The sequence below is a fragment of the Shewanella avicenniae genome (assembly GCF_017354945.1).
GTDB classification, from domain to species: domain Bacteria; phylum Pseudomonadota; class Gammaproteobacteria; order Enterobacterales; family Shewanellaceae; genus Shewanella; species Shewanella avicenniae.
This window is the reverse complement of the sequence record NZ_CP071503.1, coordinates 1997697-2012335: the sequence shown is the minus strand read 5'-3', so window position 1 is coordinate 2012335 and position 14639 is coordinate 1997697. Positions and strand designations below refer to the sequence as shown.

The 14639-nt window shown below is 45.8% G+C and carries 13 protein-coding genes and 2 tRNA genes; 10 read left to right on the top strand and 5 right to left on the bottom strand.

Annotation, left to right across the window (positions count from 1 at the left end):
* Positions 1 to 31: 31 nt before the first annotated feature.
* From JYB87_RS08910 to JYB87_RS08895, 4 genes are all read left to right on the top strand, one after another.
* Complete coding sequence (locus JYB87_RS08910) at positions 32 to 2200, top strand: putative bifunctional diguanylate cyclase/phosphodiesterase (protein WP_207356485.1); 2169 nt, start codon at positions 32 to 34, stop codon at positions 2198 to 2200.
* A 255-nt stretch (positions 2201 to 2455) separates the two neighbouring features.
* The gene (locus JYB87_RS08905) at positions 2456 to 3661 is read left to right on the top strand and encodes a glycoside hydrolase family 5 protein (protein ID WP_207356484.1); all 1206 of its coding nucleotides are present in this window, start codon (positions 2456 to 2458) and stop codon (positions 3659 to 3661) included.
* A gap of 87 nt (positions 3662 to 3748) precedes the next feature.
* Positions 3749 to 6916, top strand: coding sequence for a glycoside hydrolase family 2 TIM barrel-domain containing protein (locus JYB87_RS08900; protein ID WP_207356483.1), 3168 nt, complete (start codon positions 3749 to 3751; stop codon positions 6914 to 6916).
* A 74-nt stretch (positions 6917 to 6990) separates the two neighbouring features.
* Positions 6991 to 7593 (top strand): hypothetical protein, encoded by a 603-nt coding sequence (locus JYB87_RS08895; RefSeq protein ID WP_207356482.1) that lies wholly within the window; start codon positions 6991 to 6993, stop codon positions 7591 to 7593.
* Positions 7594 to 7671: 78 nt separating this feature from the next.
* On the opposite strand, the gene JYB87_RS08890 is transcribed toward JYB87_RS08895, so the two are convergent.
* From JYB87_RS08890 to JYB87_RS08880, 3 genes are all read right to left on the bottom strand, one after another.
* Positions 7672 to 9165 (bottom strand): Na+/H+ antiporter NhaC family protein, encoded by a 1494-nt coding sequence (locus JYB87_RS08890; protein ID WP_207356481.1) that lies wholly within the window; start codon positions 9163 to 9165, stop codon positions 7672 to 7674.
* A gap of 198 nt (positions 9166 to 9363) precedes the next feature.
* Positions 9364 to 9453 (bottom strand) — tRNA-Ser (locus JYB87_RS08885).
* A gap of 220 nt (positions 9454 to 9673) precedes the next feature.
* Positions 9674 to 9763 (bottom strand) — tRNA-Ser (locus JYB87_RS08880).
* A 200-nt stretch (positions 9764 to 9963) separates the two neighbouring features.
* On the opposite strand from JYB87_RS08880, the gene punR reads away from it, so the two are divergent.
* From punR to JYB87_RS08850, 6 genes are all read left to right on the top strand, one after another.
* A complete protein-coding gene (gene punR / locus JYB87_RS08875) occupies positions 9964 to 10869 on the top strand; it encodes a DNA-binding transcriptional activator PunR (protein ID WP_207356480.1) in 906 nt (301 codons plus the stop codon).
* A 119-nt stretch (positions 10870 to 10988) separates the two neighbouring features.
* A complete protein-coding gene (locus tag JYB87_RS08870) occupies positions 10989 to 11648 on the top strand; it encodes a Bax inhibitor-1/YccA family protein (protein ID WP_207356479.1) in 660 nt (219 codons plus the stop codon).
* Between the two features lie 71 nt (positions 11649 to 11719).
* Positions 11720 to 12106, top strand: a complete 387-nt coding sequence (tusD, locus tag JYB87_RS08865; RefSeq protein WP_207356478.1) for a sulfurtransferase complex subunit TusD — start codon at positions 11720 to 11722, stop codon at positions 12104 to 12106.
* Positions 12106 to 12462 carry a sulfurtransferase complex subunit TusC gene (gene tusC / locus JYB87_RS08860; protein ID WP_207356477.1) on the top strand — a complete coding sequence of 119 codons (357 nt, stop codon included), beginning with the start codon at positions 12106 to 12108 and terminating at the stop codon, positions 12460 to 12462. The genes tusD and tusC overlap by 1 nt, the downstream gene beginning before the upstream one ends.
* On the top strand, positions 12459 to 12740 hold the full coding sequence (tusB, locus tag JYB87_RS08855) for a sulfurtransferase complex subunit TusB (RefSeq protein ID WP_207356476.1): 282 nt from the start codon (positions 12459 to 12461) through the stop codon (positions 12738 to 12740). The genes tusC and tusB overlap by 4 nt, the downstream gene beginning before the upstream one ends.
* Positions 12734 to 13072, top strand: coding sequence for a TusE/DsrC/DsvC family sulfur relay protein (locus JYB87_RS08850; protein ID WP_207356475.1), 339 nt, complete (start codon positions 12734 to 12736; stop codon positions 13070 to 13072). The genes tusB and JYB87_RS08850 overlap by 7 nt, the downstream gene beginning before the upstream one ends.
* A 133-nt stretch (positions 13073 to 13205) precedes the next feature.
* Here JYB87_RS08850 and JYB87_RS18790 read toward each other — a convergent pair whose 3' ends face one another.
* Together JYB87_RS18790 and serS are read right to left on the bottom strand one after the other, a co-directional pair.
* Positions 13206 to 13331, bottom strand: coding sequence for a hypothetical protein (locus JYB87_RS18790; RefSeq protein WP_267459564.1), 126 nt, complete (start codon positions 13329 to 13331; stop codon positions 13206 to 13208).
* An 11-nt stretch (positions 13332 to 13342) separates the two neighbouring features.
* Positions 13343 to 14629: a serine--tRNA ligase gene (gene serS / locus JYB87_RS08845; RefSeq protein WP_207356474.1), complete on the bottom strand. Its 1287-nt coding sequence runs from the start codon at positions 14627 to 14629 to the stop codon at positions 13343 to 13345.
* Positions 14630 to 14639 lie beyond the last annotated feature (10 nt).

The window sequence follows — 14639 nt, the reverse complement described above, 5'->3', positions numbered from 1 at the left end:
ACACCTAACACGGACGAATAGGGCCAAGGGCATGCTACAAGATTTTCTTTTAAAATTTAACGCCAAATATCATCGCTGCAAAAACGATGTTCAATTTGAAGTTAATCGAATTTTGTTTGAAGAAGATCTTGGCTATGAGGAGACGCTAAGTAGCATTGCTGAGGCCTTCAAACCCTTTTCTCGCTATCAAATTTTTGTGCAGTTTCACCAGTTACATGATATTTCAGCCACTCATGATGAGAAGTTGAATCGAGTAGTAGCGCAGGCCAATTCATTAGTGCCACAACAGCAACATTCACAAATTTTATTGGAGAAATGTGCGTCATGCACCATTCGCTCAAAATGTCATCCCTCGGTGTATTTTGCCATTTATAAGCAACACAGCCTGTGCGCAATCATGGAAGTCAGCGGTAATAATTTGCTTAAGCGAATGACGCCCGACGCCAACATTAGCCATTATTTTTCTGGTACTGCCAGTAAAATTAGTTACCGAATTAGTGATGATTTGCGCAAATTTCAGTTAGGGCTTTCCGACCAAGTACTCAACAATGCCCGTGAAGCGGTGGTCATTACTGACTTACATGGCAAAATCGTTCGGGTTAACCAATCGTTTACTCGTATTACCGGCTATACAGAGCAAGAAGCCATTGGCAACAATCCCAAAATGCTCAGTTCTGGACAGCAATGCAAAGACTTCTATCGCACCTTGTGGCAAACCCTGAAAACCAATGAGTTTTGGAGCGGTGAATTTGTTAATAAAACTAAGGATGGCACTCCGTACACGCAACGCGGCACCATATCGACGATTAAAGACACCCAAGGAAACCCAATTTTCTATGCGGCATTGATGGAAGACATTACCGCGCTCAAAGCCAAAGAAGCGTCTATCAACCGTTTGAACTTTTACGACCCGCTCACAGGTTTACCTAATCGCGCCAAACTTCAAGCCGACTTCAACGAGTTTCTTCAGGATGATGTTACCACTCGGCAGCTATCGGTGATGCTGATTGATCTGGATGATTTCAAACATATTAATGAGGCACTTGGGCACAATTTTGGTGACGATGTTTTAAAAGCCGTTGCTGATAGGCTGGCAAAACATGTAGCCCAAGATGGGCTACTTTACCGTTTTAGCGGTGATGTTTTTGCACTGGTTACCGAGTATCACCCTGACGATACCTTGCTTTTAATTGAACGAATTTTAGATTTGATGAAATCGCACTACTTCGTGCATTTTAAGCCGATTAGTTTGAGTTGTAGTATCGGCATTTCAGTTGCATTGAATCATGATGATTCACTCGATGAATTGGCGAGTCGTGCTGATAGTGCGTTATTTGCGGCAAAAACAAATAACCGCACCTCATTTGTATTCGCCAGTAAAACAATTAATCAAGATGTCTATGAAAGCTTGGCACTGAAAACTGAATTAGCCTATGCACTTGATCATAATGAATTATCACTGGTGTTCCAGCCAAAAATGGAAATCAAACGGCAGCAATTTGTTGGTGGCGAAGCACTAGTTCGTTGGAATCATCCAGAGTTAGGCTTTGTCAGTCCAGATCGGTTTATTCCGCTTGCAGAGCGTAGTGGCCAAATTATTCAATTAGATTGGTGGGTGCTAAAAGCTGTGGTGTCGCAACTTACTGAATGGCAACGACTCAAACTGCCGTTAGTGCCGATTGCCGTTAACCTTTCAATGCCAACATTCACGCGAAACCATTTTGTCGACGATGTTGCCACACTGTTAGCTGAGTCTGGCATTCGCGGCGATTTACTCGAATTTGAAATTACCGAGCGCGTAGCGTTAGGCGACATTAAAAAAACACAAGCGGTAATGACTGAACTGCGTAAATTGGGCATTTCGATGTCAATCGATGACTTTGGTACAGGCTACTCAAGTTTGTCCTATCTGCACACAATGCCGATTTCCACGCTCAAAATCGACCGAGCTTTTATTTCAAACATTGAAACCACCGAAACCAAACAAGGGATTACCACTGCCATCATTGCGATGGCCAAAGCACTTAAAATCAAAACAATAGCAGAAGGCGTTGAAACCGCTGAGGAGCAATCTTATCTTGCCACATTAGGCTGTGATCAGGTACAGGGCTATCTGCACTCTAAGCCCCTTCCTCCAAAAGAGTTTTCTGCTTGGCTGATACCGGGGATTCATTACAGCCGCTGCGCTGCTATGGGTTAGTACCGTTTTTGGTTACAGTTTTGCAGTTTCTAGCAGCACATGAGTACTCCTCAATAGAACAACCATATCCTATCCAGCGTTGCTGTGTTCTGAATCTTGCCTTCACAAAAGTAATACAAATACGCCGACATTGTCCGAAATCTATGTAATTATTGGTTAAAAATCGATTAACCAAAACGCACTTTAAAATGACGTTACCGCAATATTTAGGCAAACAGTGCGTTGTTTAAGATTTCCATCTGCCAAGGAGTGACAATGTTAGCTCGAGTATTACGCCCAATTTACCTAGGTACTGGCCTGCTGTTCTGCCCATTATTAAGTTTCGCCAATTGCGATACTGTGGCTTATCCGCTTCATACAGATCAGCAATTTATTCGTGATTCCCAAGGCTGCAAGGTCGTTCTCAAGAGCGTTAACTGGTTTGGTGGTGAATCAGCCGCATTAACGCCGGGTGGCTTAGATAAACAACCGCTGGCAGATCTTATCAGCCTAATAAAACAAGCCGGATTCAATTCAGTGCGCTTACCGTGGGCGAATGAAATGGTGGCAAAAAATCCACTGATCGAAACGCGCTTATTGAAAGCTAACCCCAAGCTGCAAGGCAAATCGGCCTTAATGGTGTTTGATAATATTATTGATGCGTTGGGTAACGCTGGATTGATGGTGATTTTGGATAATCATCGTAGCCGCGGCGATTGGTGCTGTGACGATATACACGGCGACGGTTTGTGGTATTCCAAAGACTACAGCCCAGAAAGCTATTTTGAACATTGGCAATTGATGGCCAAACGCTATCGTGATCGGAAGTTCGTCATCGCGGCAGAGTTGCGTAATGAAGTTCGTCCAGACAAGCAACTCGACCTTGAACCAACGTGGGGAGATGGCAACCCGAAAACCGATTGGAAGGCCGCTGCGACAAAAGTTGCGAATCTTATCCATCAACAAAATCCTGCTTTACTCATCATGATAGGTGGCTTACGTTGGCAAACAGATTTAGCCGATATCAAGGCCAGTCCAGTTAAGCTGAACGCTGCCAATAAATTGGTTTATGTCGCACATGATTATGTGTGGAACCATCCAGCTAAGGATTTAACCGACCCAGCCGCATTTGCCGAAAATGCCTATCAACTTTGGGGCTTCATCCTTGAACCTAACCAACCCTATACTGCCCCACTGTATTTAAGTGAATGGGGCGGCTGCACCCAAACCGGAAAAGATGGCCAACGCTGTCCAGAAGACCGTTACCAATTTGTAGAAGCATTCGCAAATTACATCTGTTCACTCCCCGCAGACGCGACCGCGAGTTGGGCATACTGGCCATTAAATGGCGAGCAAATGATGGGATATAGCCGTACTGAAGGTGATGTTGAAACCTATGGTTTATTAAAACCAGATTGGAAAACATGGGCGTCACCAAAATTGATGAAACAATTGGCAAGTCCAAGCTGTGGTGTTAAATAATCACAGATTGCTTCCACGATAATTTTCTCCGGTTGCCTAAGGCTCTGCTACTTAGGCAACCGTGTGTTTTCTTGGTTGGGATTTTTTATGTCAAAACATCTTGCCTGCTTGCTGCTCTGTTGCGGCAGTTTATTTAGCACTGCAGTTAACAGCACGCCTGTTGAATTACCCGCGTACGAAGACTTGAGTGTATTTCGCATCAATAGCTTAGCGCCCAAAGCCAGCTTTATTCCTTATGACAACTTAGCAAAAGCTGTCGCGAATGAGCAGTCAACATCTGCCTACTATCAATCGCTCAATGGTCAATGGCAATTCAAGCTCTACCCAAATCCTAAAGCCGTACCTGAACAGTTTTGGCAGAGTGACGAAGTTGCGAATTGGCGTACTATGCCTGTCCCTGCCGATTGGCAAATGCATGGCGAGGATTACCCGAATTACGTCAATAACGGCTATCCGTTCCCGATGAATCCTCCTTATGTGCCCGCAGATCACAATCCAACAGGCGCCTATGTTCATCAGTTTTCCGTGAACAATTTACAGACTGAAATGAGGCAAATCCTGCATTTTGGTGCGGTTAATTCAGCTTTTTATTGTTGGCTGAACGGAAAATTTGTTGGTTATAGCGAGGGCAGTAAAACGCCGACGGAATTTGATGTGACAGAGTATTTAACCCAAGGGAACAACACCTTGGCGGTTAAAGTGCTGCGCTTTAGTGATGGCAGTTACCTTGAAGATCAGGACTTTTGGCGTGTTAGTGGCATTGAACGTGACGTCTACCTTTACCAACAAAACTCAGTTCATATTCGCGATTATTTTGCGAAGACGGGGTTGACGAATCATTACCAAGATGGCGAGTTAGCGCTCGAAGTTGAACTAAGTAATAGCTTGGACAAACCGGTTGATGCGGTTGAAGTGTCCCTCCAACTGTTTGACGCACAACATGTGCTTGTGAAACAGCTAAAACAATCGCTGTCGCTTGACGCCAACCGCAATCAAACCATTCAATTGCCAGTCACCGTGGAAAATGTGGCCGCATGGAGTGCCGAGACCCCAAATCTGTATGATCTCGTGCTGTCTATCCATACACCAAAAACTGAGCCACAGTTTATCGCCAGCAAAATTGGCTTTCGGCAGGTGGAACTAGCCAATGGCCAAGTATTAGTCAATGGCCAGCCGGTGTTATTTAAAGGCGTTAACCGCCATGAACATGATCAATATGAAGCGCATGTAGTAAGCCGTGAATCCATGCTGCAAGATATTAAAATGTTTAAACAAAACAACATTAATGCGGTTCGCACCTCTCACTACCCGAATGATCCCTATTTTTACCAGCTTGCCGACAAATACGGCATTTATGTTATCGACGAAGCGAATATCGAAACTCATGGCTTTGGCTATGATTCAGATAAAACCCTCGCCAATAAAGCTGAGTTTGAGCCGATGCACCTAGATCGGATTCAGCGGATGGTCGAACGCGATAAAAACCACCCTTCCATCATATTTTGGTCTCTCGGCAATGAAGCCGGTGATGGACCCGCATTTATCAATGGTTATCATTGGATTAAACAACGCGATAACTCGCGCTTAGTGCAATATGAACGTGCCGAACGGCATCCGACGGACTTTCATCAGTGGCATACCGATATCTACAGTTGGATGTATGCAGGCTTAGATGCTATTCAACACTATTTGGATAGCAAACCTGAGCGGCCTTTTATCTGGATTGAATATGCGCATGCGATGGGCAACAGCAGCGGCAACTTACTAGAAGATTGGCAGATGGTCCGCCGCGAAACGCAATTTCAAGGCGGTTTTATTTGGGATTGGGTCGATCAAGGACTCGTTAAACAGCAAAAGGAAACAGACGTTAATAAAAGCTATTGGGGCTATGGCGGCGACTTTGAGCCTAAAGGCGTTCGTAATGACGACAACTTTTGTCTCAATGGATTAGTCAACCCAGACCGCAGCCCTCACCCGGCGCTGTTTGAAGTAAAAAAGGTTTATCAAGACCTTCATTTTAGCCACATTCGCAACAATACCTTTTCGCTCTACAACGAAAACTTCTTCGTGGATTTGAGTGGCTATAACATCGAATGGCGACTCGTTGAAGATGGTATGCCGACTTTAGATGGCGTGTTATCACTCGCGGCGAAACCGCAGCAAACCATTGAGTTTTCAATGGAGGATTTACCTGAAAACACTGGCGGCAAAGAGCGCTTTATTGAGTTTTACGCCAAAAGCAAAACTGACAATGGCTTAATCGCGGCAGGCACTGTACTAGCCAGTGAGCAAATTGCACTACAGCAGGCTGCAAACATTGAACCAGGCGGTGATACCAGCGTTGCAACGCAACCTGAGCAACTGCGTTATAAAGCAACTGATGATGGCATCACCATTTATACCCGCGACACCCGCATCCATTTTGATGCTGCAGGCTTTTTGGCTGGGATTGAAACAGGCAATACACAACTGTTGGCGCAACCGCTTACACTCAATTTTTGGCGTGCGCCTACAGATAACGATTTCGGCAGCCGTTTTCAGCAAAGAGCTCAGCTTTGGCAAAAACTCACTGCTGAGCAACGAGGCTTAGGCGCAACCGTTATTCAGCAGCAAAAAAATCGCCTCATATTACAACAGCAGATTAAGCTGGATGACGTGGCAACAGTGACTGCCACTTATCAAATCACGAGTAATGGCGAAATTGACCTAACCTTTGTATTGCCGTTGCAATCAAGTGCGATCGAGCTACCTGAATTACCGCGAATTGGCACCAGCTTACAACTGCCCTTCGCGTTTAATCAGGTTGATTATTATGGACGCGGTCCGTTCGAGAATTATCAAGACCGTAAGTCAGCAGCCTTTATCGGCCGTTATCACTCGTCTGTTACTGACTTAGGTTTTGACTATATTCGTCCGCAAGAAAACGGTAATCGTAGTGATGTGCGCTGGAGTCGTTTTACTAATGTTCAAGGCCTAGGGTTGCAGTTCTCCGCTAAGCTCGACAGAAGCACACCTGCGACCTTTGATTTTAGTGCTCACCACCGACTGAATCGTGATTTTGATGCTGGGCAAACCAAGGCGCAGCGGCATTATATCGACTTGCCAAAACGTCAACTTACCCTAGTGAATATTGATTATCAGCAGAGCGGCGTCGGCGGCGATGATAGTTGGGGGGCCAAAGCGCATCCGCAATATTTACTGCCGCCTAAAAATTATACGTTTGGGTTCAGTATCAAGCCGATAACAGTTCATTAATATTACAAAATAGCGCTAACATAGCCGATGTAAATCCCAACTGCGGGATGAGTTCACGCAAAAAAGGACATTTAATGAACCCATTTAAAATCGTTATCGTGTGTTTAACCCTGTTATTTGCCGGTTGTGCCAGCAATCCAATGACGGTATCCAAACAAGTAGAAGTCAATCGCCCAAGTGCAGATCACGCCCAAGTAGTATTCATGCGTGATTCATTCGTTGGCGCCGCAATCAGTGCCTCAATTTTTGATATTAGCAGTGGCGAACCAGTATTCATCGGTATTCTGGACAACGGTACTAAACTTGCGCACTCGGTAACCCCGGGTAAACACGTGTTTATGGTGGTCTCGGAAGCGGCAGACTTTATGGAGGCCGAACTTATCCCTGGTAAAACTTACTACAGTATCGTGACACCGCGGATGGGCATGTGGAAAGCGCGTTTTTCAATGTGGCCAATCAAAGCTAACCCGAATGCGCGCTATTCGTTAAGCAGTGCCGATTTCAATGATTGGAATACAGGCACCAAGTTAGCGAGCCTGTCTCCTAAAGCTGAAGCATGGTTTGAAGCCAATCTGGCCAGTATCAAAGCCAAACAAATCGAATATTGGGCCGTGTGGCAAGAAAAATCCGCTGCTGACTTAGCCCAACGCACCTTAACTGCGGAAGATGGTCAATAATCATCATATTGAATAGATAATAAAGAAAAAGCGCTGCCAAATTATGCAGCGCTTTTTTATTGATACAGTAAAAACGCCTTAACCAGCAGCAGGTGAATTCCACTTAGCATGCAGCGTAAGCACAATAAGTTGTAGCGCCAACACCAATAGCAGCACATAAGGAGTTGGATACGCGCCACTCATCACAAACCCCGCTAACGCCAACACACCATTCATTAATGCATAAGGCAATTGAGTACGAAAATGCTCATATTGATCGCAACCTGCCCCTGTAGATGCAAACACAGTTGTTTCCGAGATTGGCGAACAATGGTCGCCAAATAGCCCGCCCGATAAAACAGCACCGATACACACCAATAATGGCGCATCGATGGCAAACGCCGTCGGCAGCACCAACGGCATCATTATCGCAAAGGTTCCCCACGAAGAGCCGGTTGCGAAAGAAATAATCGCCGCGATCAGAAACGTTGCCGCTGGCAGCAACCATGCAGGGAAACCCGCCTTCGCAACATCGGCGATATAAGCGGCTGTACCGAGCTCCTTACCCAACGCACTTAAGGTCCAAGCGAGAATCAACACAATGGCAATTTGCATCATATTGTTCATCCCCTGCAGATAGAGATTAATGCCCTCTATCAACTTTCGAACTCGATGGTACGCCATCAGCAAAATCAGCGTGGTGGCCGCAAAAAAATACCCGCTTGCTAATGCGGCGCGAAACGCAGCGCCGGACACCTGCTGTAACGGAAACCCCTGCGGCACTAACATCAACAAAATTACCGCTAACATCACTAATAACGGCGCCCACACAAAGGAAGCCTTGGCGTTGGGATGGGAAAAACTACTGACGCTTACTTGGGTATATCCCTGCGGAGTACCCTGCTGCACATGTCGATCAGCCTGCGCCATCGGCCCAAAATCCATTTTATGAATCGCCAACACCGGCACCACAATCACCGCTAACAGCGCATAAAACTGAAATGGTATTGCGCCGACAAAGGCATCCCACTCCGTCAGCTCTGGCCGATACAGCACTAATTCTTTGCGAATAAGACCCATGATATATACGCCCCAGCCAATAAAAGGCACCAGGATAGCGACCGGCGATGCGGTGGAATCGACGATAAATGCCAGTTTTTGCCGTGACACTTTTAGCTTGTCAAACAGCGGGCGAAATACCGGCCCAATGATCAGTGGCGTACCGAGATCGGAAAAGAAAATGACAATCCCACCAAACCAAGAGGCGATTTGTACTTGCCATTGGGATTTCACCCAAGTGGTCACCCGCTCAGCAAACGCATGCCCGCCGCCCGATTGCTCCATCAGAGCGACAAAACCACCAATAAACACCAACAGCACCAAAACACCGGCGTTGTAACTGTCCATCACTTGCGGCACTAGATGGAACTGAACTAAGCCACCGATGAGTGCCAATGGATTGAATGAATCCTGAAGCATCAAGACGCCGGTAACAACACCGTAGAACAACCCCAACACCACTTTACGCGTCCACAACGACACAACTAAGGTGATAATAATGGGCAGCAAAGACCACGCTGACAGTCCAATCAAAAGTAACCCTCTGTATTGCTTTATTTTTATAATGTAACAGGGTTATAACAAACTAATTAGGCCTATCAAAACCTTATATAAAAATCCCTGCACATCACCGGTACATGGTTGAAGAAACTGCAAAAAAAGAGGGAAATCGTGATTGGAGCGCTAGAACGACAAAAGGCTCGCTAATTAGCGAGCCTTTTGTACTGAATATGGCGGAGGAGCAGGGATTTGAACCCTGGGTGGGGATAAGCCCACGCCGGTTTTCAAGACCGGTGCATTAAACCACTCTGCCACCCCTCCGAACGCCGCGAATAATATCCGCATTGAGCAATGCTTGTAAACAGGATTTTTAAAGAATTGATTTAAGTGATTAATTGATATTCAAAATGCCAATTAAGTCATCAACTTGGCGATGTTAGCAAGGTTCGAAAAATGCAGGGTTCTGGCATTGAGCGGCTGCAAAGGGTGTTAAACGCTAAAAATGAAAAAGGCCGCTAGTAATAGCGGCCTTCTCAGAATATGGCGGAGGAGCAGGGATTTGAACCCTGGGTGGGGATAAGCCCACGCCGGTTTTCAAGACCGGTGCATTAAACCACTCTGCCACCCCTCCGAACGGCAGCAATAATATCCCGCTTGCGTGGCGCTTGTAAACCAGTTTTTTAGTATATTGAATCAAGTGGTTAAGCCGTAAACATTAAGTCGAAATATTGATCTAAAGCGCACGAATTTAGCGCGAGATTGCTTGAGTTATACGCAATAACTGCGTAACTTGCACTATTGAATTATGTTCACACCAACAAAGGGATGCATATGCTTTCAGAGCAATCATTTGAGCTGGTTGAGTTGGTCGCCAAGCTAGGAAGCTTTACTTCGGCTGCCAATCACCTTAACAAGGTGCCATCAGCGATCAGCTATGCTGTGAAACAGATTGAAGACGAGTTGGGTGTTGAACTGTTTGAACGCCATCATCGCAGTGTCAGCCTCACCCCAGCGGGAGAACACTTCGTTAACCAAGCTAAATCGCTGATGTTATCAATCGCAGAGCTAAAGCACTCTACCCTCGCAGTTAACCAAGGTTGGCGCCCAACCATTGGCATTGCGCTCGATGGTTTGGTTAGAGAAGACGGAATCAGCTATTTAGTGCGTGAATTTTATAAAGCGTTTGCCGATGTTGAATTGCATATTTATCGCGAACAAATCAATGGTTGCTGGCAGGCGCTGAATGAACAACGTTGTGATATCGCAATTGGAGCAGCGTCGAATATTCCTGTGGGCGGTCCATATGAACATCGCGCTATTGGTGAGCTAAGTTGGCAGTTTGTGGTCGCAGCTGATCATCCGTTAGCCACAGAGCTACACATCACTCATTCAAAGTTGAACAACTATGCCGGCGTATGTGTGTGCGATACGGCGGCAAAATATCCAGCAACGCGGTTAGGTTTAGCACCAGGCCAACGCGCTTTGGCCGTGCCGGATTGGATCCGCGCAATTAACTGCGTTAAAGATGGGTTAGCTGTTGGCTGTTTACCGAGCCATCTCATCGCCCCATTTGTTGACAATGGTTCTCTTATCGTCAAAAGCAGTGATCTGCAGATTAATGATTCACCAGCGCTATTAGTTTGGAACCGCAACGTACAACATGAAGCAATGAATTGGTTGATTGACTATTTAACCCGCGATAAGCGTCTAGTTGACAGTTGGCTTTCTAAAAATTGACCCCATATATAAAATCAACCCCAGATGACCGATTTAAGTTTCATTTAGGGAACATTGATTAGAGTTATCGGTCTGAAATATTAACTATTTTATTCTCATTGGTAGCATAGGAGCTTGCAATGAATCAGCACGCAACATACACAATTACTGCATCCACAGAAGTCGTCAATAAGATGCTTCGTAATACCTATATGCTGCTGGCAATGACACTGGCGTTTTCCGCTGTCTGTGCTGCATTTGCTACAGCGTTAGGGATTTCTCCATTAACGTCATTAGTGTTATCCATCGGCGGCTTAGTGCTGCTGTTTGTTACTCTCCGTAAGGCAGATTCAGCCGCGGGTCTGGCGTGGATCTTCGCCTTTACCGGTGTCGAAGGCGCTTCCTTAGGCCACCTACTGAACAACTATTTGGGATTAAGCAACGGCCCGTCGTTAATTATGCAAGCACTGGGGCTAACCGCGGCAGTGTTTGTGGCTTTGTCAGCCTATGCCGTCACCACCAAGAAAGACTTTTCGTTTATGCGCGGCTTTTTGATTGCTGGCTTAGTAGTGGTTATCGTTGCCGCAATCATCAACATCTTTTTGGGTAGCCCAGTGGTATTTATGGCGCTTAACGCAGGTGTTGCACTTTTGATGACCGGGTTTATATTGTTTGATACCAGCCGTATCGTCAACGGCGGTGAAACCAACTATATTCGCGCTACCATTTCGTTGTATCTCGACTTTTTGAACCTGTTTATCGCGATTTTGAACCTGTTGGGTGTCAGCAACGACGATTAATCTGCGTTTTAGCGTATTCTGAGTTAAAATGGCGCTCATTATTGAGGGCCATTTTTTTATGCCTATTGTCTATGCCTAGTTTTATTATTCTGCTTTCATCATCAGCAATAACGCCTGCAAACGGCTTAAAAGCGATTCAGTTTGCTGAATCAGCGTTAGCGCAAGGGCACACAATTCATAGCATCTTTTTTTCAGGCGATGGCATCAGCCATGCGAACAGCTTGCTGCAAGTTGTCAGTGATGAAACCGACATCAAACTGCATTGGCAACAGTTTGCCGCACAACATGAAATCCCCCTGATTAACTGTACAACAGCGGCGAGTCGACGTGGTGTGCTGAGTGACGTGGAAGCAAGCGAGCTTGGCTTAAGCGCGAATCAAAGTGACTTATTTCACGCCGGTGGACTGGTTGAACTGGTGGCGGGTATCACTAAGTCACATCGATTGGTGAGGTTTTAATGAAGCATATCGCCGTGATATTTCGCAGCGCGCCACATCGAAACGGTAAAGCTCGCGAAGGCCTTGAGTTTGCCCTGTTGGCGGCAAATTTAGATCAGCAGGTCAGCCTGATCTTTTTAGATGAAGGTATTTTTAATCTGCTGGCAGCGCAGCAGCCAGAGCTTATCGGCAACAAAGATTATATTGCCAGTTTTAAAGCGGTGGATTTTTACGATATTGAACCGGTATTGGTTGCTGAGGAAGCAATGGCCAAGTTCTCGTTAACCCCAGCGGATCTGCTCTACCCAGCCACCGTCAGCACTGCTGCGACCATACAGCAACACCTGCAATCCGTTGATGAGGTATTAGTGTTTTGATTCTGCATCATTTTCAAACATCGCTGAGCAGCGACAACGCTTTCACAGCTGCGTTGCCGCTTATTGCTGATGAAGACTGCCTGTTGCTAAGTAGTGAAGCTTTGTATGGTTTGCTCAATCCGGCAGTGCAAACGCAACTAGCACAATATACTGTGTATGTGTTGGATCAAGATTGTGAAGCTTTAGGCTTGGCAGCAAAGCTCGCTGGCTATCCGACGTTGGATTACGCTGAATTTGTACAATTGACGTTAAAAAGTGACAAGGTAATTTCGTGGTAAATAGTATCGACTTTAATGGGCGTCAAATCGAAACTGACGCACAAGGTTATCTGCTGGATGTTAATGATTGGCAACCAGAATTGGCGCCAGTGATTGCAGCAAGAGAAGAGATTGAATTAACCGATGCACATTGGGAAGTGATTCATTTTGTACGAGATTTTTATCTGGAGTACAAAACTAGCCCGGCGATCCGTGCATTGGTCAAAGCCATGGGACAAAAGCTCGGCGAAGATAAAGGTAACTCGAAGTATCTTTATAAGCTGTTCCCAATTGGGCCAGCAAAGCAAGCGACCAAAATTGCTGGCTTACCTAAACCTGCAAAGTGTATTTAAGTGGCTTAATCATCAACATCTAGGCATTAACGTCTAGTCATCAATGCTTAGCTATTTGCCATTCGGTGCACTAGCATTCCGTTCTTATAAAAAAACGCCCCCAAATTTGGGGCGTTTTTACTTTTGTTCACTGTCAGTTTAAGTGCTCAAACACCAAAACTGCTGCTTTGCCGAGCGTGCCAAAGATCATCACTAAAAACAGCACAACAACTACGGCGTAGGATAACTTTTTTAAATATCGACTACTGTCATTGTCCATTCATGACTTCCTTATCCGATCTTCTCAACTCCCCCCATATAGGGTTTTAGCACTTCAGGTACGCTGATGCTGCCATCAGCATTCTGATAGTTCTCTATGACCGCAACCAAGGTGCGACCAACCGCCAAACCCGAACCATTCAAGGTGTGGATTAAGCTTGGTTTTTTATCGTTAACTGCACGGTAACGTGCTTGCATACGACGCGCTTGGAAGTCCTTCATGTTGGAACATGAAGATATTTCGCGGTAAGTATTTTGCGCCGGCAACCATACTTCAATGTCGTAGGTTTTTGCTGCACTAAAGCCCATATCACCAGTACACAGCGACACAACACGGTATGGTAAGCCCAGTTTTTGCAATACGGTTTCTGCATGGGCAGTTAATTGCTCCAGCGCTGCCATTGAGTCTTCTGGCTTAACCAATTGCACCAGTTCCACTTTGTCAAATTGGTGTTGACGGATCAGGCCACGGGTATCTTTACCGTAAGAACCCGCTTCACTGCGGAAGCATGGTGTGTGAGCTGTCAATTTGATTGGCAATTCTGCTTCATCAAAAATCATGTCACGCGCCAAGTTAGTTAACGGCACTTCAGCGGTTGGGATCAAGTGCAGGCTTTGAGCTTCTTCTGTCGCAGGCTTAGTGTGGAACAGATCTTCAGAGAATTTCGGCAATTGCCCTGTTCCATACAAGCTATCGTCATTAACCAACAACGGAACGTAGGCCTCGGTGTAGCCGTGTTCAGATGTGTGCAGATCCAGCATAAATTGCGCCAAGGCACGATGCATTCGCGCGATTTGACCTTGCATCACAATGAAACGTGAGCCTGTCAGCTTAACGGCACTTTTGAAATCTAAGCCTTTAACGCCCTCGCCTAAATCAACGTGATCTTTTATCGTAAAGTCGAACTCACGTGGTGTTCCCCAACGACGAACTTCAACGTTTTCGTTTTCATCACGGCCAACGGGTACTGATTCATCAGGCAAGTTAGGCGTGCTCAAGGCAACCGCTTGTATTTCAGCCTGCAGTTGCGCTAATTCAACTTGCTTAGCTTGAAGTTTCTCACCCAAATCGCCCACCTGCGCCATGATTGGGGCAACATCTTCACCGCGCGATTTTGCTTGGCCAATCGACTTAGAAATCGAATTGCGACTTGCTTGCAGCTCTTCAGTTTCTACCTGCAAGGCTTTACGTTGCTCTTCTAACTTGGTGAGCTTAGATACATCAAGAATATAACCGCGGGTCGCCAAACGTTCCGCAGTGGTTGCTAGTTCATTACGCAGATATTTAGGATCTAACATTTTTTAATCT

What these genes read in the sequence shown, in the direction of transcription:
- JYB87_RS18790 (WP_267459564.1), bottom strand. Translation starts at nt 13,331, where the DNA reads ATGGACAATGACAGTAGTCGATATTTAAAAAAGTTATCCTACGCCGTA.
- JYB87_RS08905 (WP_207356484.1), top strand. Translation starts at nt 2,456, where the DNA reads ATGTTAGCTCGAGTATTACGCCCAATTTACCTAGGTACTGGCCTGCTG.
- tusD (WP_207356478.1), top strand. Translation starts at nt 11,720, where the DNA reads ATGCCTAGTTTTATTATTCTGCTTTCATCATCAGCAATAACGCCTGCA.
- JYB87_RS08900 (WP_207356483.1), top strand. Translation starts at nt 3,749, where the DNA reads ATGTCAAAACATCTTGCCTGCTTGCTGCTCTGTTGCGGCAGTTTATTT.
- tusC (WP_207356477.1), top strand. Translation starts at nt 12,106, where the DNA reads ATGAAGCATATCGCCGTGATATTTCGCAGCGCGCCACATCGAAACGGT.
- JYB87_RS08895 (WP_207356482.1), top strand. Translation starts at nt 6,991, where the DNA reads ATGAACCCATTTAAAATCGTTATCGTGTGTTTAACCCTGTTATTTGCC.
- JYB87_RS08870 (WP_207356479.1), top strand. Translation starts at nt 10,989, where the DNA reads ATGAATCAGCACGCAACATACACAATTACTGCATCCACAGAAGTCGTC.
- JYB87_RS08910 (WP_207356485.1), top strand. Translation starts at nt 32, where the DNA reads ATGCTACAAGATTTTCTTTTAAAATTTAACGCCAAATATCATCGCTGC.
- serS (WP_207356474.1), bottom strand. Translation starts at nt 14,629, where the DNA reads ATGTTAGATCCTAAATATCTGCGTAATGAACTAGCAACCACTGCGGAA.
- punR (WP_207356480.1), top strand. Translation starts at nt 9,964, where the DNA reads ATGCTTTCAGAGCAATCATTTGAGCTGGTTGAGTTGGTCGCCAAGCTA.